An 18,695-nucleotide genomic window follows, 5' to 3' on the forward strand; every position below is an offset into this window, starting at 1 on the left:
CAAGGGGCGTGATCGGGACCGGGGACACCGCGCACAGCGGCGGTTACCGCGCAGTAGGCTTCGGGCATGCGTGATGCGGTGATCATCGGAGCTCTTCGCACGCCCATCGGCCGGCGCAACGGCGGCCTGTCCGGCGTACACCCGGTCGACCTGGCCGGGCAGCTGCTGGAGGACCTGGGCGACCGGACCGGGTTCGACCCCGCCGACGTCGAGGACGTGATCCTCGGCTGCGTGTCGCAGAGCGGCGAGCAGTCCTGGAACATCGGCCGCAACGCGGTGCTGGCGGCGGGCTGGCCGCAGACGGTGCCCGGCACCACCCTGGACCGCCAGTGCGGCTCCAGCCAGCAGGCGGTGCACTTCGCCGCCGCGACGGTGCTGTCCGGCCAGGCCGACCTGGTGGTCGCCGCGGGCGTGGAGTCGATGAGCCGGGTGCCGATGGGCTCCTCGGTCGGCGAGCTGGGCGTGCCGTACGGCCCGGCCGTGCGCACCCGCTACGCCGGGGTCGAGGGCTTCGCCGGGGACGCGCCGGTGCCGTTCAACCAGGGCGTGGGCGCCGAGATGATCGCCCGTAAGTGGGGCTTCTCGCGTACCAGGCTCGACGAGTACGCCCTGGCCAGCCACGCGAAGGCGGCCGCGGCCAGCGACGGCGGCCTGTTCGCCGCCGAGATCGCCTCCGTCGGTGACGTGCACACCGACGAGGGCATCCGCCGCGAGACCTCGCTGGAGAAGCTGGGCCAGCTCGCCACTCCGTTCCACCCCGAGGGCGTGGTCACCGCCGGGACGGCGTCGCAGATCTCCGACGGCGCCGCGGCGGTGGCCGTCACCACGTCCGAGTGGGCCGCCGCGAACGGCTTCACCCCGCTGGCGCGCATCCACACCGCGGTCGTCGCCGCCGACGACCCGGTCGTCATGCTGACCGCGCCGATCCCGGCCACCGCCAAGGCGCTGCGCCGGGCCGGGCTGACCATCGCCGACATCGGCGCGTACGAGGTCAACGAGGCGTTCGCGCCGGTGCCGCTGGCGTGGCTAGCCGAGACCGGCGCCGACCCGGACCGGCTCAACCCGCGCGGCGGCGCCATCGCGCTGGGCCACCCACTGGGCGCCAGCGGCGCCCGGCTGATGACCACCCTGCTGCACCACATGCGCGACAACGACATCCGCTACGGACTGCAGACCATGTGCGAGGGCGGCGGCATGGCCAACGCCACCATCCTCGAACTGCTCTAATCGCGGCAGTCGACCCGGCCCTCGAGGTCGGCCAGCAGCTCACGCACCCGCTCGGCGTGGGCGTGGCCGATACCCTCCAGCACCGCCAACGCCTCGCGCCACACCTGCGCGGCGGACTCGGCGTCGTCGGCGGCCAGGTACGCCTCGCCGAGCCGGGTGGCGACCGTGCCCCGGATGTACGGGTCGGCCAGGTCCCGCCACATCAGCAATGCCTGCCGGTAGCATTCGACAGCCCGCGTCACGTCGCCCTTGGACAGGTGGATGAAGCCGAGACTGTCCCAGGTCATGCCCTCGTTGTAGTGGTCGCCGAGCTCACGCAGCAGCGCCACCGCCGCCTCGCAGGCGCGCAGCGCCTCGTCGTGGCGGCCCAGCATGGCCAGGAACCAGCCGGTCGAGTTCAGGGTCTTGGCCTGGCCGGACAGGTGCCCCATGGCCTCGAACACCTCCAGCGCCCGCATCCCGTGGTGCAGCGCCTCCTCCCAGCGCTCCTGCTGGTCGAAGACGAGCGACAGGTTCAGGTGCGCGTGCGCCAGGCCGGGGTCGTCGCCGCAGCGGGTGAACAGGTCGATCGCGGCCGCGAACTGCTCCTTCGCCTCCTCCTGCCCGTCGGACCAGCTCAGTGTGCAGGCGTAGGAGTGGTGCAGGTACGCCTGCGCCCGCGGGTCGCCGGTCCGCCGGGCCGCCGCCAGCCCGATGCGCTCCACCTCGCGATGCTCGATCAGTCGCCCCCGGCGATCGGCCGGGATGTAGCAGCACCAGACCAGCTGCCACGCCTGCGTGTCGAAGCCGCCCGCCGCGGCGAGCCGGACGACGCCGTCCAGCGTCGCCTCCTCCTCGGCATGCCACGCGATGGCCTGCGAATAGTCGGCGAATGTGACCGGTTCGGCGCCCGGAACCGGCTCCGGCGGGGCGATCGAGTGCCGGTGCGGGTAGAGCGCTGTCGAGCAGCGGTAGGCGCTGACGAGGTAGTGGTCGATCATGCGGATGGTGGCGGCCAGCCGCTCCTCCTGCGGCTCCGCCGCCCGCACCAGCTCCGCGGCGTACGCCCGCAGCAGGTCGTGGCAGCCGTAGCGCCCCGGCACCGGCTCGGTGATCAGGTGGGCCAGGGCGAGCTCGTCCAGCAGCGGCCGCACCTGCGCCACGGTCGACCCGGCCAGCGCCGCCGCCGCCGGGGCCGCCAGGTCGGGGCCGGGATGCATGCCGAGCAGCCGCAGCAGCCGGGCCGCGTCCGGGCTGAGCTCCCGGTACGACCACGACAGCACCGCCCGCACGTCGGTCACCGGGTCCTCGCCGGCGAACGCGTCCAGCGCCCGCGCGGCGGCGGGCAGCTGCCGGGCGACCTCGGCCAGCGCCAGCTGGGGCCGCGTCGCGCAGCGGGCCGCCACCACCGCCACCGCCAGCGGCAGCCGTGCGCAGCGGCGCACCAGCTCGTCGGCGGCGTGCGGCTCGGCCTCGACCCGGGCGGCACCGATCCGCCGGGCCAGCAGTTGCCGGGCCTCGGCCGGGCCGGGCAGGTCCAGTGCCAGCAGATGCGCCCCGTGCGAGGCGATCAGCGCGGGCAGCGGGTTGCGACTGGTCAGCAGGGCCAGGCAGCCGGGCGAGCCGGGCAGCAGCGGGCGGACCTGCTCGGCGTCGCGCGCGTTGTCCAGTAGCACCAGCACCCGCCGCCCGGCCAGGTGGCTGCGAAACAGCGCGGCCCGCTCCTGGGTGCCGGACGGGATCCGCTCCGGCGGCACCCCGAGCGCGTCCAGGAACGCGCGCAGCGCCTGCGCCGGGGTGACCGCCTTGCCGGTCGGGTCGAAACCGCGCAGGTTCAGGTACAACTGGCCGTCGGGGAACCGGTCGGCGACCCGGTGGGCCCAGTGCACCGCCAGCGAGGTCTTGCCGACTCCGGCGGTGCCCGCGATGGTCGAGATGACCGTGCCGGTCGCACCGTCGGCGGGCACCAGTGCGTCGAGGCGCCGCAGGTCGGCCGCTCGACCGGTGAACACGGGCAGGTCGGCGGGCAGCTGCGCCGGCACCGCCGAGACCGGCTCGGCGGTAGCGGCGGGCGGCGGGGGCGCCGGTGGAGTGGCGGCCTCGACCGGCTCGTCGAGTTCGGCCAGGTGGCACGCGCCGATGTCGGCCAGGCGCGGGTCGTCGCGCAGCAGCGCGGCGTGCAGGGTCCGCAGCGTCGCGCCCGGATCGGTGCCGAGCTGCTCGGCCAGCAGCTCCGCGGTGTCGTGGTAGACCCGCAACGCCTCGGCCGGGCGGCCGCCGCGGTGCAGCGCCAGCATCAGCAGCGCCCGCAGGCCCTCCCGGTACGGATGGGCCTGGGTCAGCGCGGCCAGCTCCGCCGCGGCCGCCGCGTGGCGGCCCAGGTCCAGCGCCAGCCACAGGCTGTCCTCCCGCACCTGCAGATATGCCTCGGTGAGCTGCCCGACGTGGTCGGCCAGCACGTCGTCGAGGCGCACGTCGGCGTAGGGCTCGCCGCGCCACAGCGCCAGCGCCTGCCGCAGCAGCTCGTCCGCGGCCAGGACCCGCCCCTCGTCCCGGGCGGCCCGGCCCTGCTCGGCCAACGTGGTGAAGCGCAGCCAGTCCAGCTCCTCGGGGGCCGCGACGATGCGGTACCCGGCCGGGCCGTGCTCGATCCGGTCGGCCAGGGTGCGGCGCAACCGGTGCACGTACACCTGTAGCGTCTTGCGGTGGCTCAGCGGGGGCTCGCCGTCCCAGATCAGGTCGGCCAGCCGCTGCGCGCTCACGGGCTGCCCCACCCGGCTGAGCAGCACTGCCAGCAACCGCCGCTGGAGCAGGCCCGGCACGGCCACGGGCCGGCCGTCGATGTGGACGGTCAACGGCCCGAGGACGCCGAATGCGATCAACGCGCCTCCAAGGTCAGGAAGAGTCTGCTGGGCGGTTGCGTGCTCGCGCAACCAGAATGCAACCGGTATCGGCCACCATGAGCGCGCGGGCAAAGCGCAGCTGTTTGTCGGTCTGGACACGGGGGTGGACCGCCGCAGTCGGCTGGCGCTCGCACGCGGTGGTGCGCCGGCTGCGGGTCAGGACGCCGGCAGCTTGGCGCGCACCCTTCCATCACTGGTCACCTCCCCGTTGCCCGGCACCGTAGCGGACCCGCGCATCCCATGGTCATCTGTGGATCCGGCCAAGTTGTTTGTCCGGGGTGGCGTCACACGCCAGTGGCCTGTCCAATGGGGTTGCCGGTGTCACCGGTCGAGTTGTCCGTGGCCAGCCGCGCCACCGGGTGGGAATCGCTCGCCCCGAAGCGGGGATCACCCGACCAGGAGCGGCATTCGCCGTTGACGGTTGGTCGATACGGCACTAGAAAGCGGTCTATGGACCTGACGCCCTTCGACGCCGCAGACGCCGACTCCGACGCCGTGGCGGACTGGCACCGGGTGCACGAAGCGGCGGCCGCCGTCGACGACCCCGACCACCCGCACCTGCCCGAGGCGGCGCTCGCGGCGCGCCTGGCGGCCCCGCCGCCGAGCACGCGCACGCGGCACTGGCTGGCCAAGGACGGTGACGAACCGGTGGGCACCGCGACGCTGTCGCTGTCGGACCGGGAGAACCTCGACTGGGGCTTCGCCGAGGTGGTGGTGCATCCGGCGTACCGGCGGCGGGGGCACGGCACGGCGCTGCTGACGGCGGTCCGGGCGGGCCTGGCCGAGGCGGGTCGTACGACGCTGGTGTTCGACGTGGGCGCGGAGTCGGCCGGGTCGGCGTTCGCGGCGGCGGCCGGGGCGCGGCGCGCGCAGACGCTGTGGGAGTCCGAACTGGACCTGGTGCGCGCCGCCGACGAGCTGCCCGACGACCGCGAACCGGCGGGCTACCGGGCGGTGCGCTGGTCGGGCGCGGCCCCGGACGAGCTGGTGGCGTCCTATGTCGCCGCCGCCGAGGCGATGGGCGACTCACCCGACGGCGGGCTGGGTTACCAGGTGGCGCCCGGCAGCGTCGAGCACACGCGTGCGGTGGAGCAGTGGTGGGCCCGGCGCGGGTGTCAACTGCGCACCGTCGTCGCGCTGCACGAGGGCACCGGAGTGGTGGCGGGACTGACCGTGGTCGCCGTCCCGCTGCTGCACCCGCAGTTGGCGTACCAGGAGGACACGGCGGTGGTGCCCGCGCACCGCGGGCACGGCCTCGGCCTGTGGCTCAAGGCGCGGATGGTGCGCTGGCTGGTGGCCGACGGGATGGTGGTGCGGCGCATCCGCACCACCACCGATCCGTCCAACACCCACATGCTCGACATCAACGCCCGACTGGGCTTCCACCGCACCCGCGTACGCGAGCAGTGGGTGGGCTGACTCAGTCCTTCGGCGCCTTGTCCTGCTTCCAGGACAGCGGGCCGGGCAGGTCGACGCGGTGGGCCCTGGTCTTCGAGTTCCACGACCAGCGACCGATCTTGAACGTCCACGACGACAGGCCGTTGCGCGTGAAGTTCAGGCGCAGCGGGCCGATTCTCATGACCTTGCGGAACACCAGACTCATGCCTGCCATGTAACCGCTCCCGCGCCACCGCAAACCCGCCTCGTCCACATCAGCCGGTGACGGCCGCGCCCGCCCGTTCGCGCAGCGTGACCAGGTCGAGCGGGGCCATCTCGGTGGCCGCCACGGTGCAGGCGTGGGCGCCGCAGAGGGTGGCGTAGCGCACACAGTCGGCGGTGGGGGCGCCGGACAGCCAGCCGTACAGGAAGCCGCTGACGAAGGCGTCACCGGCGCCGTTGGAGTCGACCACCGGCGCGGGCGGCGCCGTCGCGGCGAACCGGACCGGGGCCGACGCACCGCGTTCGAGCAGGTGGCCGCCGTCTGCTCCGGCCGTGGCCACCACGACGCGGGCCCGCCCGTGCGCGACGATCCGGCGCAGCACCGGCTCGGGGTCGGCCAGCGCCGCCGCGGACAGGAACACCACGTCCGCGGCGTGCGCGAACGCCTCGTGGTACGGGTTCTCGCCGTCCCAGTTGTGCAGGTCGGTGGAGACGGTCACCCCGGCCCGGGTCAGCCGCGCCAGGGCGTTGGCGCCGGGGTGGGTGATGCTGACGTGCACGTGCCGGGCCGCGCCCGCCAACCGGTCCAGCAGCTCGGCGGGGAAGTCGGCGGTGCCGTCGCCGCGGCCGACGTCGTAGAGCGACAGCCGCCGCCCGTCCGGGCCGACCAGGTTCACCGCGCGCTTGGTCCCGCCGGGGGAGGGCAGGGCGGTGAACGGCACGCCGTGGTCGTCGTGCAGCCGCCGCACCAGCTCGCCCTCGTGGTCGTCGCCGATCGCGTCCAGGTGATGGGTGCGCAGGCCCAGGGCGTGCAGGCCGAGGGCGACGGCGTCGCCGGTGTGCCCGGCGCGGGTGGTGATCGTCGGGACCATGTAGCTGTCGGCGTACGGCAGGGGCAGCTGCGGGGTGTAGACCAGGGTGTCCACCCCGGCGCCGCCCAGTACCAGTACATCCAGTTCGGGGGAGGTTACATCCAGCTCAGAAGAGGTGCTGTTCACCGGCGCAGGTTAGCCGCCCCGCACGGGTCAGGGCAGGGGCACCCGGTAGATCCCGTCCTGCGACACCGAGGACACCCACAGTTGTCCGCCCACCACGACCGCGTCGACGTTGGCGGCGTCGCGCAGCGGCCGCGCCCCGCCCAGCACGGTGCGCCGCAGCTCCTTCGGCGTGGCCGGGTCGGTCGACAGCTCCAGCACGGTCGGCCCCTGCGTGGCCACCACGAACAGCCGCTCACCCACGGCGAACACCGCGTCGGGTTCGCCCGCGACGGCGACCCGGCCCAGCACCCGCAGGCTAGCCGCGTCCACGGCCACCACCTCGCCGCCGCCGGTGCAGGTCACCCACACCACGTCGCCGCGCACCAGCAGGCCCTGCGCGCCGTCGCACAGCTTCGGGCTGGTCTCGGCCTTGCCCGACGCGTCGACGCGGGTCAGCGTCCCGGCGCCGTACGACGACACCCACACCTGTCCGCCCCCGACCGTGACCAGTCGCGGCCCACCCGTGATCCGGATGTCGGCCACCTTGCGGCCGGTCCGGTCCAGGCGGCTGAGCATGCCCGCGTCCTGGCGCACCAGCCACACCGAGCCCAGCCCGACCGCGACCCCCTCCGGGCCGTCCGGGGCGGGCACGTCGACCCTGACGGTGCCGGTGGCGGTGTCGATGCCGAGCAGGTGGCCGTACCGGAACAACGAAACCCACAGCAGGTCCCCGTCGGCGGCCAGCCGCAACGGCGTACGTCCCACCGGGACGGTGCGCACCACCGCGCCGGTGGCCGGGTCGAGCCGCACCACGGCGTCGCGGTCGGCGCTGGCCGTCCAGACGCCGCCGTCGGCGGTCACCGCCAGCCCGATCGGCGAGTCCACGGGCACGCCCGGCCCGGCCGGGGCGCTCGGCGAGGCCGTCCGCGCCGGGGGCGGGGTGTGCGCGGGCTCGGCGCAGGCGGCCACCGACAGCAGCGTGGCGGCCAGGGCCGTGGCGGCGGCGGTGAGCGTACGACGGATCATCCGAACAGCCTGCGGGCCCCGGGACAAGACCAGGGCGCGCCCGTGCTCCGGTTCGGTAACGGCGTCAGTGACCGGCGCCTGACGGCGGGGTGGGCTCGGGCATCGCCGTCGCCATGCCGGTGACCGCCGCGGCCTGGCCGGTGCGCTCCCGGTAGCGGCGGCGCAGCCACTTGACCACGCCGAGCACCGACACGCCGAACGCGCTGAGCAGGCCGCCGAGGCCCAGCAGCACCTGCCACGCGGTCGCGCCGGTCGACTCCCACCAGTAGGTCGAGGTGCTGGCGACCGGGAACCGCATGGTGAACACCTGGTCGGGCATCAGGTTCTCGCCGGTCTCCCCGGCCAGCGTGGAGACCACGAAGGTCAGCGTGTAGTCGCCCGGCTCGTCGGCGCGCACGTCCCAGATCCAGTTGGCCGCGTCGTCGGCGGCGACCACGGGCTGAACGGGGTTGGAGATCGCCTCCAGTTTTCCGGGCAGCTGCGAGGACAGCCGCACCCGGATCCGGGCCCCGGTCATCACCTGCGGCAGCGGCGATGCGGTCGCCTGCGGCGAGGCGCTGGGCTGCGGCGAGGCGCTGGGCTGCGGTGAGGCGCTCGCCCCGGCCGGGGCGGTCGGCGACCCGATCGGCCCGCAGACGGTGGACATCGGCCCGCAGATGGTCGCCTTCACCTGGTACGTGGAGCCGACCTCGGGTGCTGTCGGCCCGTCGAGATCGATGTGGCCGGGCACCAGCTTCGCCCGGTCCGCGGCCACTTGGTCCTGGTAGGCGACCTGCACCCGCTGGGCCTCCTGGGCGCCGCCGGGCATGGCGCTGTTGGCCTCGTTCTCCGCCGCGCACCCGGCCAGCACCCCGAGTGCCAGCAGGGCCGTCACCGCCGGCAGGCCGGTCGACCGGATGTTCCCGCGCCGCCCCGGCAGTGTCGTGGTGCCCCGCCTCGCCCCCATACCGCTGTCCTTTCCGGACGCATCGTGCCTCGTCGACGGCGTTCAGCGTACGACGGCGGGGTCCGGCCCCGCGTCCCCACCCGGCGCGGTTCGCGCGAGGGGACTACGCTGCCGGTCCGTCACCCGTGGAAACTCGTTCGCCGGGATCTCACCGGGAGAGGAAGTGTTATGAAGCCGTCACGTCTGCCAGTGCTGGTGCTGGGCGCGGTCGTCCTCACGGCCGCCGTGGCCGGATGCAAGGGCCAGCCGACCGATCCGGGTCCGCGTCCGTTGTCGACGGTCTCCGCGGCGGCCCCACCGGTCGCGGACAGCGTGCCGCCCACCGAGGCACTGGCCGCGGCCTCGGCCAAGATGAAGTCGCAGAACGTCAGGTACGCCATGAACATGGTCGGCAGCGCCGTCTCGATGACGGGCAAGGGCGCCGCCGACGTGACGAGCCACAGCTCCAGCGCCGTCTTGGAGATCAACGCCACCGGGCAGAAGCTGACCACCGAGACGCTGCTCGTCGGCGACGACATCTGGCTGCGCTTCCAGGGTCTGCCGTCCCTGCCCAAGCAGTGGATGCACATGAAGGTCAGCCAGCTCAAGCCCGGCAGCCTGACCCGCAGGGCGCTGGAGGATCCGGCGTCGGTCAGCGCGATGCTGAAATCGGCGTTCGACGTCAAGAAGTCCGGTGAGCGTGGCTTCGAGGGCACCGTCGACCTGTCGAAGTCGCCGACGATGACGCCGCAGATGCTCGCGGCTCTGGGCGACAAGGCCGACGCGGTGCCGTTCCGGGTCACCCTCGACGACCAGGGCCGGGTCTCGGTGATGACGGTCGACATGAGCGAGATCGGCAAGGCCGCGGGCGTCACCATGATGAAGTTCGAGCTCTACGAGTACGGCGAGCCGGTGCAGATCAATCCGCCGCCGACCGCCGACGTGATCGAGATGCCCGCGAAGCTGCTCGCGGCGCTGTGACGCACGACCGACCCGCGGCGGGCACGGCTCGCCGCGGGTCGGTGGTCGTCAGTAGTACACGCTGATCCGGCGGTCGACGGCGTCGACCCGCACCGGGTTGCCGATCGGCACGATCAGTTGCGGATCGGTGTGGCCCACATCCAGGTCGAACACGAGCACCGCCGCGGGGGCGTACGTCCGCACGGCCCGCAGCACCGCCGCGCGCTGCTCGTCGCGGTACGCCGCCTTGGCCGTCGCGTCGTTGCGCCGGTCGAAGTTCCAGGCCTTGGCCCGCCCCACCAGGATCGCGCCGAACTTGCCGAGCAGTCCCCGCTCGCCCATGTTGCGCAGCACGCGGAACACCTCCGTGGCCGGCGGCATCTCCTCGGACGTCTCGATCAGCAGCACGTGCCCGGCGAACGCCTCGGCGGGACCGACCCGGTCGGCCTGCAGCAGCCAAGAGATGATCTCCAGGTTGCCGCCCCAGCACGGGCCCTCGACCACGGCGCTCGGGCCGTACCAGTGCCAGCCGCCGACCGGTTCCAGCGGCGACGTCCGGGTCAGGGCGGCGGGGTCGCTCCAGTTCAGCACCTCGTCGCCGGATTCGGTGGCGGGGGACAGCTCGTACCAGCCCTCGGTGAACAGGGCGGCCCGCAGGCTGTCCAGTGTGGCCGGATGCGTCGAGCCGCCGCGCCCGAGGTGCACCATCACCGACCCGCCGTGGTAGGACACCACCCCGGCGTGGAACAGCGCGTTGAGCAGGTTGGTGTTGTCGGAGTAGCCGAAGAACGGCTTCGGGTCGGCCCGCAGCACCGCGGGGTCCAGGTGCGCCACGACGGTGATCTGGTCCTCGCCGCCGATGGTGGCCAGCACCGCCCTGATGGACGGGTCGGCGAACGCGGCCTCGAGGTCGCGCGCCCGGTCCGCGGCCGAGGCGTGCTCGGCGCGGGTGGTCGGGTACTCCACCGGGACCAGGCCGAGCTCGTCGCGTAGCCGGGCCAGGCCCTGCTCGTACACGTGCGGGAATTGTGCGGGGGAGCCGTGCGACGGGGAGAGCACCGCGACCCGGTCACCGGGACGCGGTTTCGGGGTGCCGACCATGGGCGTACGGGGAGCTGCCATGGCCGGGACGCTAGCCCAGGCCGCGGCCGGCCCGCACCCGATTAGTCGAGCAGCCCCTGCTCCTCGGCGCGGGCGATCGCGTCGGCCAGCACGTCGAGGTCGACGGTCGCCTCCCGGATCACCGCGGCCACTTCCAGCAGCGGGTCGTCGCTCCGTGCGGTCACCGAGAACAACCCGGTCTCGGAGTCGAACTCGATCTGGTCGAGGATCTCCGGCACGCGGTCGGCGAGCATCACCTGCACCACGCCCTCCCAGGCGTAGCCGTTGCCCTCCCAGCCCTGCTCGTCGAAGATGTCCACATAGTCATCGAAGTCATCGAAGATCAGGCTGTACTCGCCGGAGTCACTCTCCATCAGGCGGCACGGCGCGAAGTCGTGGTTGCTCGACATGACCGCGAGCATAGGCGCTTCGATGCACCGGCGATGTTTCGCCGAAGGGCCGACTTTGCCTCCTCCGTTCGGCCAAAACCGGCGCTCAAGCCCCACCCTCGGTCCCGCACGACCCTGAGTGACCCCCACCACGTCCAAGATCGGCTCAAGTTGCCCGGCAATCGGGCGTATGACCGCACCGCTTTCGCCCAGTTGCCCGGCAAGTTGAGCCGAGCCTGACGGCGAGGTCGGGCGGCGGGGTCGGCATCGGCGCTGAGCTGCGCCCGGGTCCGGACGGGAGGATTGGGTGGGACGGCCATCTGTGCGGCCGCGCCGGAACATGGCAGGCTTTTGTGTCGTGACTATGGTCAGGCAATGGCAGCGGGTCTCGGCGTACGGTCTTGCGCGCGAGGGTGACACCGTGCTGCTCGTGCAGATCGGCCGCAGCTCGCACGGCGACCTGGGCAAATGGATGCCGCCCGGCGGCACCATCGAGCACGGCGAGCACCCCGCCGAGACCGTGGTGCGCGAGTTCGCCGAGACCACGGGCCTGCAGGTGCGGGTGGACGGCCTGCTGGACGTCGGCTCCGACCACCGCGAGCTCGCCGGCGGCCTGGACTTCCACGGCGTGTTCATGCTCTACGCGGTGACGGTCCTCGGCGGCGACCTGCGCCCCCAGCCCGACGGCATCATGGTCGAGCCGAGCTGGCACCCCGCCGCCGAACTCGACTCCATCGCCATGCTCGACGCCGTACGCGACGTGCTGCGCGCCGCCGTCAAGAAGTAGGTCGGGCCTGCCGAACGGCGGCGCGGATCGTGTCGGTGACCTTCGCGGTGCGCCGGGGGACGCCCAGCTCCTCGGTCGCCTCGGCCACCACCTCGTCCTCGGTGCGGTTCAACCCGTCGCTCTCGATCCAGCGCACCAGCTCCACCAGCGTCTGCTCCGGCAGGTCGGCGACGCCGACCCCCGCGGGCAGCTCCGGCCGGGGCAGTCGGCGCGGGGCAGCCGAGGTCAACCGGATCGTCACCGCGTCGGCCAACTGCTGCGGACCGGGCAGGTCCGATCCGGCCACCGCCAGGTCGTACGCGGCGCGCGCCTTGGCGATCTCCAGGTCGCGCTGCCGGGCCCAGTCCGTCGACCAGATCCGGTGGAACCGCCAGCCCAGCCGCTCCAGGTGCTGCTGGCGCAGCCGGTCACGGTCACGCACCGTCGGCGACGCGTGGTACGTCGACCCGTCGGCCTCGATCGCCAGCACCGGACGGCGCGGATCGGCCGGGTGCGTGGCCGCGAAGTCGATCCGCTGACCGCCCACGCCGTGCCGGGCCACCAGCGGAATGCCCGCCTCGGTCAGCCTGGCGAACACGTCGGCCTCGAACGGGTTCAGCACGGTGGTGTCGGCGGTGACGGCGCCCCGGGGGCCGCCCGCGGCGGCGTACTCCAGGAAGTCGCGCAGCATGATCGCGCCCGGGGCGCGCAGCTTGGCCGGGTCCAGGTCCAGGTGGCTGAACGAGCTGACCACGGTCATCCGCCGCCGCGCCCGGGTGATCGCCACGTTGAGGCGCCGGTGCCCGCCCTTGGTGTTCAGCGGCCCAAACCGGTAGAGCACCCGCCCGTCCGGGCTCTTGGGGTAGCCGACGGTGAGGATCACCGCGTCGCGCTCGTCGCCCTGCACCCGCTCGATGTTCTTCACGAAGAACGGCTCGTGCCCGTTCTCGCCGAAGAACGGCTCCAGCTCCGGCCGCCGGGCCAGCGCCCGGCGCAGCGCGGCGTCGACGCGTTCGGCGTGGGTGATACCCATGGTGATCACGCCCAGCGACTCGCCCGGCCGCTGCTGCGCGTGCGCCAGGATCAGCTCGACCACCTTGCGCACCTCGGCGTTGCTGCTCTCCAGGTTCGCGGGGACCGCCGCGGCCGCGGCCGCCGCCACCGCCGCCGGTGAGTCGGCGTCCATCGGCTGCCCGGACGCGGCCGCGGCCGCCAGCGGATCGGCGACCAGCACGTGGCTGATTCCGTCGCCGATGTCCGCCCCCGGGAACGTGGTCAGCGCGTTGCCGCTCGGGCCGTAGATGTGCGCGTTGGAGAACGCGATCAGCCGCTCGTCCCGGCTGCGGTAGTGCCAGGCCAGATGGCGCACCTGCGGCAGCGGCAGCGTGTGCGCGAACGCCTGCAGCAGCGACTCCACGTCGTCGGACAGGGCCGTGCCGTCCTCGCTGTCGGACAGGTCGCCCTCGGCCCGGTTGAAGAAGTCCGTCGGCGGCAGCTGGTGCTCGTCCCCGGCGACCACCACCTGGCGCCCGCGCATGATCGCGGTGACGCCGTCGACCGGCTCGACCTGGCTCGCCTCGTCGAAGATGACCACGTCGAACAGCACCCGCGCGGGCAGCACCTGGCTGACCAGCAGCGGGCTCATCGCCCAGCACGGCTTCAGCGCGGTGAGCGCATCCGGGGCCTGCTCGAACAGCCGCCGGATCGGCAGGTGCCGGATCTTCTTGGCCGCCTCGCGGCGCACCAGCTGCTGCTGTTCGGGGTGGGCGTCGAGCACCCGCATCATGTTCAGCGCGGACAGGTGCCGCACCCGCTGCGCGGCCGAGGTGATGTGCGCGGCGTCGGCCAGGTGGAACCGGTTCACCGCGGCGTGCAGGGCCGTACCGTGGAACGCCGACAGCTCGGGATCGGACAGCCGTACCTCGTCCAGGATCGAGCTGTGCCAGGCGTGGTCGAACGCCGCGCCCGCCACCGCGGCGTCGCCGCCGCGCCCGGCCAGGTCGTCCAGCAGCCGGTGCGCCTGCCAGCGCACCACCTGCTCGGCCAGCTCGTTGCGGCGCGCGGTGTGCAGCAGGTCGGTCTGGTCCAGCGCCAGCCGGTCCAGCTCGTCCTGCAGCGCGCCCAGGTCGCCACCACCGCCGTCGGCCTGGCCGCCCGGATCCGCGGCGGCCTCGACCGGCACGTACGTGCGCAGCCGGGTCAAGGTCGCGTCGACGCGCGCGAACTCGGCCGTGGTCGGTGCCAGCGCCGGATCGGTACGCGGCGGCTGCCCGTCCAGGCTGACCACCCGCCACCGGACCAGCTGGTCGGCGGCGGCCGCCAGGGCGGTGTGCAGCTCGGCCGGGCCCGGCCGACCGGCGCCGCGCCAGAACTCCCGGATCTGCTTGACGATCCGGCGCCGCGCCCAGAAGCCCAGGCCCGCGCGCTGCTCGCCCTCGGCGGTGGCGCGCAGCCACAGCGGCAGGTCCGCCTGGAACACCGCCGCGTCGAAGCGGGCCAGCGTCGCGTCCACCTCGGACAGCAGCACGCACATCTTGCGGGCCGAGGCCAGCGTCGCCGGGACGGCCAGCCCGAGCCGGGCCGCGAGCGTGGCCAGCTGCGGCCGCAGCCGCTCGAGCGCGGGGGCGACCTCTCCGGCCAGCGTGAACGCCTCCTGCGCGGCGGCGCGGTCGCGGAACGTGGCCCGCACCCACGGCCCCGGCCCCGGTTCGGCGTCGAAGGCGCCCAGCTGCGCCAGCTCCACCACGGTGGCACGCAGCCGGGGCGCGGCGTCGGCGTCCAGCGCCGTAAGCAGCTCACCCTTCCAGCGCTGCCGGGTGACCGCCGCCGGATCGGTGCCGACCAGGCGCGTCTGCAGGTCGTACGCGGACAGCCCCCAGGGCTGGTGCACCGCGTGCAGCGCGCTGTGGTGGCGGGACAGGGCGGTGCGCGACTCGGTCAGGTCGCGGTCGGTCTGCTCGGTGGTCGGCCGCGACTCGTGGCGCGCCCGCTGCAGCCGCGAGTCCAGCGCGCGGGCCAGCTCACGGCGGCTGGACTGGTCCCCATGCAGGTTCTGCACCAGGTCGGACAGGCCCACGTGGGCCAACCGGTCGAGCACGGCGTCGATCGCCGCCCGCTTCTCGGCCACGAACAGCGCGGTGCGCCCGCGCGCGGCCAACGCCATGATCATGTTGGCGATGGTCTGGCTCTTGCCCGTCCCCGGTGGACCCTTCACCACCAGGTGGTGCCCGGCCACCGCCGCGTTCACCGCGTAGCTCTGCGACGAGTCGGCGTCCAGGACCAAGAACTCGTCGGACGGGGCGACATGGTCGGGCTGGTCCACCGGGATCGGCTCGGTCGCGTACAGCGAACCCAGCGCCTCCGGGTCACCGGCCAGCGCGGCGATCACGTCACTGTCGGACAGCAGCCGCGAATGCTCGGTGATGTCGGTGACCATGGGCAGCTTCTCGTACAGGAACGTGCCTGCCAGCAGGTGCGGGGCGATCGCGAACCCGGGCACGTCCTGTGCCGCCTTGGCCAGCCGTTCGAACAGCGGCGCCGGGTCGTACACGCCGTCGGGCAGCGCGTCGAGCAGCTCCTCCGGGTCGACCACGAGCCCGTGCTCCTTGGCCAGCTTGAACAGCAGCACCGGGTTGACCGTCGGCTCCGGATCGGCGGTCAGCGCGAACTCGGTCTCGGCCGCCGAGGTGGTCCGGATGACCAGCCGGTGCAGCAGCACCGGTGCCCGCGGCGTACGCCCCTGCTCGTGCCAGGTCGCCAACCCGCTGGCCAGGTAGCCCGCGTCGACGCCGCGCTCCTCGGCCAGCATCCGCATCCGGGTGCGGATCGTCTTGGCCCGCCGCATCGCGTCGGCGTGCGCGGGCTCCTCTGGGAACAGTTGCCGCAGGGTGACCTGCCGCCCGGCCAGCAGCATCGTGAGCGCGGCCGGGCTGGCCCCGTCCAGCTGCAGCGTGCCCGCCTTCAGGTCGCGGTAGTACGCGAGCTGGTTGCGGCCGGAGTCGTCGATGAGCGAGTCGGCCCAGCGCCGCGCCGCCGCGGCGACGTGCGGCCTGGCCATCGGGGAGACGGGCGAAGTCACCGCTTCACCATCGCATCCCACCGCACCCCCCACCAACCGCACCCACCGCCCGCCGGTAAGGAAGGGCCCCTTCTTATCGCTTTGCGTAGAAGAAGGGCCCCTTCCAAACGCCGAAGTCAGGGGGCCATGCCGTAGCGGCGGGTGACGTGTAGGCGGATGACGAGGCGCTGGTCGGCGACCATGGCGTGGCGGTAGTCGGCCCAGTCGGGGTGCTCGCCCCGGATGCCCCGGTACACCTCGATCAGCTCCTCGACCGCCGCGTCGCCGGGCTCGGCGGCCACGGCGGACAGCTCCACCACGCCCTCGGCGACCGCGTACCACCCGCCGTCGGCCGTGCTGACGTACAGGCTCGCGCGCGGATCGCGCCGCAGGTTGCGCACCTTCGCCCGGTCGGCGGTGCTGGAGATCCGGATGAGGTCGCCTTCTCGCAGATAGTCGACGTTGGACAGTTGCGGCCGCCCGTCGCGCTTGAGCGCCACCAGCGCCCCGCGCCCGCTGGCGCCGATCAGGTTCCACAGTGCGTCGGTCATGCCCCCGAGGCTAGCCAGCCGCGGGCACGTGGCGCCGGATCACGTGGAGCAGGTCGTCCAGGTTCGCCTCGAACTCGGCGTCCCAGTCGGCGGGGCGGGCCAGCAGGTCGGCCAGCGCTCGGTGTGCGGGGGCGTCGTCGCCGAGCGACCGGCCCCGGTCCCACCGGTCCGGGCCGGGGCTGAACCGGCCGCTGACTTCGCCTGCGGCGAAGCCGAGCACGGCGGTCGAGACGAAGCGCTCCAGCCTGGGCACGCGCTGCGGCGGCACCCCGGCTTCCAGCAGGGCGGCGTAGAGGCCGTCGACGAGCCGTACCGCGTCGGGGGTGACCGAGGCGCGGGCCAGCAGCAGGCCGAACGTCTCGGGGTGGCGCCGGGCCAGGCCGCGTACCGCGCGGGCGATCGCGCGCAGCCGGTCCTCCCAGCCGCCGCCGCTGCGCGCGGCGGGCAGCAGCTGCGCCAACAGCAGGTCGACCAGGCCGTCGAGCAGCGCGTCCTTGCTGCCCACATGGGGGTACAGCGCCATCGGCGTCACCCCGACGCGGGTGGCCACGGCCCGCATCGACAGCGCCGCCAGTCCCTTCTCCTCGGCCAGCGTGAGCGCGGCGGTGAGGATCTCGCGGCGGCGGTCGGTCTCGACACCCTGTTCCGGCATGCTCTACAGTGTAGATCTATACGGTGTAGATCACAAAGGAGACAGGCCTTGCTCACCGCGTACGACCTGCGCAAGCGCTACGGCGCCAGCACCGCCCTCGACGGCTTCGACCTCACCGTCGCCCCCGGTGAGATCTGCGGCCTGATCGGCCACAACGGCGCCGGGAAGAGCACCTTCGTCGAGATCGTCACCGGCCTGACCCGCCCCGACTCCGGCACCGTCACCATCGGCGGACAGCCGCCCGCCCGCGCCCGCCACCTCGTCGGCGTCGCCCCCCAGGAGATCGCGCTCTACGTCTCCGTCACAGTCGAACGCAACCTGCGCCTGTTCGGGGGCCTGGCCGGGCTGCGTGGCCCGAGCCTGCGCACCGCCATCGACGACACCGCCGCCGCGCTGGGCCTGTCCGACGTGCTGCGCCGCCCGGTCGGGCTGCTGTCGGGCGGCCAGCGCCGCCGCACCCAGGCCGCCGCCGCGATGCTGCACCGCCCACCCCTGCTGCTACTCGACGAGCCCACCACCGGCGCCGACCCGCTCACCCGCGCCGCCCTGCTCACCCTGGTACGCGACCACGCCGCCGCCGGCGCCGCCGTCGTCTACACCACCCACTACCTGCCCGAACTCGTCGACCTGCGGGCCACGCTCGCGGTCGCCGCGCGTGGGCGCGTCATCGCCCGGGGCGGCCAGGACGAACTGCTCGCGGGCCACGAAACCCTCGACGACCTCTACCGGACCCTGGCGGTGAACCATGCGTAGCGCGGTGCTCATCCGGCACAACCTGGCCCTGCTGGCCGCCGAGCCCGGCGCGGTGATCAGCCGCATCGTGATGCCGCTGGCCATCATCACCGTGCTGCGCCCGCTGTACACCGCCGCCATCGGCCCGCAGGGCACCGCGTACGCCGTGACCGGGGCACTGGTGCTGTTCTCGCTGCTCGGACTGTCGATCGTCGGCGGCTCGCTGCTCACCGAGCGGACCTGGCACACCCTGGACCGGGTGCGCACCACCCCGGCCCGGCCGATCGAGATCCTGGTCGGCAAGGCGGTGCCGCTCGGCGGGGTGCTGCTGGCGCAGCAGGCGGTCGTGTTCTCGTACGGCGTGGTGGTCATGGGGATGCGCGTGGCGCGACCGGACCTGCTGGCCCTGGCCGCGCTGGCCTGGGCCGCCACGCTGCTGGCGCTCGGCGCGCTCGCGGCGATGCTGGTGCGCAGCCACAGCGAGCTCGGCGCGGTCAACGACCTCGGCGCGCTGGTGCTGACCACGCTCGGCGGCGCGATGGTGCCGCTGTCGCTGCTGCCCGCGTGGGCGCGAGCGGTCGCGCCCGCCTCGCCCGGCTACTGGGCCATGCGCGCCATGCACGGCGCGGTCACCGGCGCCGCCGCCACCACCGCGACCAGCGCCGCCGTCCTCATCGGCGTCGCCACGGCCGCCGCCACCCTCGCCGCCTGGCGCATGTCCCGCGGCTGGGGCCGCTCCCGCCTCCTCTGACCACCGGCGCGCACGCCCCACCCAACGTCACCCGAGTTGCCGGGCAACTGGCCGAATGACCGCCCAAGATACGCCCAACTGCCCGGCAACCCGACTGGCC

Annotated in this window: 16 protein-coding genes; 6 read left to right on the forward strand and 10 right to left on the reverse strand. The window is 73.7% G+C overall.

The window, feature by feature from the left end:
• The first annotated feature begins 66 nt into the window (after nucleotides 1-66).
• On the forward strand, nucleotides 67-1,227 hold the full coding sequence (locus tag KUA19_RS08925) for an acetyl-CoA C-acyltransferase (RefSeq protein WP_217395664.1): 1,161 nt from the start codon (nucleotides 67-69) through the stop codon (nucleotides 1,225-1,227).
• Here the strand turns inward: KUA19_RS08925 and KUA19_RS08930 are convergent.
• A complete protein-coding gene (locus tag KUA19_RS08930; protein WP_217395665.1) occupies nucleotides 1,224-4,088 on the reverse strand; it encodes an AfsR/SARP family transcriptional regulator in 2,865 nt (954 codons plus the stop codon). The two genes, KUA19_RS08925 and KUA19_RS08930, sit on opposite strands and share 4 nt — an antisense overlap.
• 471 nt (nucleotides 4,089-4,559) lie before the next feature.
• Here KUA19_RS08930 and KUA19_RS08935 point away from each other — a divergent pair, with 471 nt between their 5' ends.
• Nucleotides 4,560-5,528, forward strand: a complete 969-nt coding sequence (locus KUA19_RS08935) for a GNAT family N-acetyltransferase (protein ID WP_217395666.1) — start codon at nucleotides 4,560-4,562, stop codon at nucleotides 5,526-5,528.
• A gap of 1 nt (nucleotide 5,529) precedes the next feature.
• Here KUA19_RS08935 and KUA19_RS08940 read toward each other — a convergent pair whose 3' ends face one another.
• From KUA19_RS08940 to KUA19_RS08955, 4 genes are all read right to left on the reverse strand, one after another.
• On the reverse strand, nucleotides 5,530-5,712 hold the full coding sequence (locus KUA19_RS08940) for a DUF4236 domain-containing protein (RefSeq protein ID WP_217395851.1): 183 nt from the start codon (nucleotides 5,710-5,712) through the stop codon (nucleotides 5,530-5,532).
• Nucleotides 5,713-5,761: 49 nt separating this feature from the next.
• Nucleotides 5,762-6,634, reverse strand: a complete 873-nt coding sequence (locus KUA19_RS08945; RefSeq protein ID WP_217395852.1) for a PfkB family carbohydrate kinase — start codon at nucleotides 6,632-6,634, stop codon at nucleotides 5,762-5,764.
• A 99-nt stretch (nucleotides 6,635-6,733) separates the two neighbouring features.
• Nucleotides 6,734-7,711 carry a Vgb family protein gene (locus KUA19_RS08950; RefSeq protein WP_217395667.1) on the reverse strand — a complete coding sequence of 326 codons (978 nt, stop codon included), beginning with the start codon at nucleotides 7,709-7,711 and terminating at the stop codon, nucleotides 6,734-6,736.
• Nucleotides 7,712-7,775: 64 nt separating this feature from the next.
• Nucleotides 7,776-8,657 (reverse strand): hypothetical protein, encoded by an 882-nt coding sequence (locus tag KUA19_RS08955; RefSeq protein WP_217395668.1) that lies wholly within the window; start codon nucleotides 8,655-8,657, stop codon nucleotides 7,776-7,778.
• Between the two features lie 168 nt (nucleotides 8,658-8,825).
• On the opposite strand from KUA19_RS08955, the gene KUA19_RS08960 reads away from it, so the two are divergent.
• Nucleotides 8,826-9,617 (forward strand): hypothetical protein, encoded by a 792-nt coding sequence (locus KUA19_RS08960; RefSeq protein WP_217395669.1) that lies wholly within the window; start codon nucleotides 8,826-8,828, stop codon nucleotides 9,615-9,617.
• Nucleotides 9,618-9,665: 48 nt separating this feature from the next.
• Here KUA19_RS08960 and KUA19_RS08965 read toward each other — a convergent pair whose 3' ends face one another.
• The gene (locus KUA19_RS08965; protein ID WP_217395670.1) at nucleotides 9,666-10,718 is read right to left on the reverse strand and encodes a S66 family peptidase; all 1,053 of its coding nucleotides are present in this window, start codon (nucleotides 10,716-10,718) and stop codon (nucleotides 9,666-9,668) included.
• A gap of 41 nt (nucleotides 10,719-10,759) precedes the next feature.
• Complete coding sequence (locus KUA19_RS08970) at nucleotides 10,760-11,107, reverse strand: Imm51 family immunity protein (protein ID WP_217395671.1); 348 nt, start codon at nucleotides 11,105-11,107, stop codon at nucleotides 10,760-10,762.
• Between the two features lie 343 nt (nucleotides 11,108-11,450).
• Between KUA19_RS08970 and KUA19_RS08975 the strand changes: the two genes are divergently transcribed.
• A complete protein-coding gene (locus KUA19_RS08975) occupies nucleotides 11,451-11,873 on the forward strand; it encodes an NUDIX hydrolase (protein ID WP_254549094.1) in 423 nt (140 codons plus the stop codon).
• Here the strand turns inward: KUA19_RS08975 and KUA19_RS08980 are convergent.
• The 3 genes from KUA19_RS08980 to KUA19_RS08990 all read right to left on the reverse strand — a co-directional run bounded on the left by KUA19_RS08980 (nucleotide 11,863) and on the right by KUA19_RS08990 (nucleotide 17,112).
• Nucleotides 11,863-15,930 (reverse strand): PDDEXK-like endonuclease domain-containing protein, encoded by a 4,068-nt coding sequence (locus KUA19_RS08980; protein WP_217395673.1) that lies wholly within the window; start codon nucleotides 15,928-15,930, stop codon nucleotides 11,863-11,865. The genes KUA19_RS08975 and KUA19_RS08980 overlap by 11 nt on opposite strands.
• Before the next feature lie 116 nt (nucleotides 15,931-16,046).
• Nucleotides 16,047-16,460 (reverse strand): PPOX class F420-dependent oxidoreductase, encoded by a 414-nt coding sequence (locus tag KUA19_RS08985; RefSeq protein WP_217395674.1) that lies wholly within the window; start codon nucleotides 16,458-16,460, stop codon nucleotides 16,047-16,049.
• A 10-nt stretch (nucleotides 16,461-16,470) separates the two neighbouring features.
• The gene (locus KUA19_RS08990) at nucleotides 16,471-17,112 is read right to left on the reverse strand and encodes a TetR/AcrR family transcriptional regulator (RefSeq protein ID WP_217395675.1); all 642 of its coding nucleotides are present in this window, start codon (nucleotides 17,110-17,112) and stop codon (nucleotides 16,471-16,473) included.
• 48 nt (nucleotides 17,113-17,160) lie between these two features.
• Here KUA19_RS08990 and KUA19_RS08995 point away from each other — a divergent pair, with 48 nt between their 5' ends.
• A complete protein-coding gene (locus KUA19_RS08995) occupies nucleotides 17,161-17,865 on the forward strand; it encodes an ABC transporter ATP-binding protein (protein WP_217395676.1) in 705 nt (234 codons plus the stop codon).
• Entirely contained in the window at nucleotides 17,858-18,595 is a 738-nt protein-coding gene (locus KUA19_RS09000) for an ABC transporter permease (protein WP_217395677.1), read from the forward strand. The genes KUA19_RS08995 and KUA19_RS09000 overlap by 8 nt, the downstream gene beginning before the upstream one ends.
• Nucleotides 18,596-18,695: the final 100 nt, after the last annotated feature.

Origin of the sequence: Catellatospora tritici (genome assembly GCF_019083965.1) — a bacterium.
Taxonomy (GTDB): domain Bacteria; phylum Actinomycetota; class Actinomycetes; order Mycobacteriales; family Micromonosporaceae; genus Catellatospora; species Catellatospora tritici.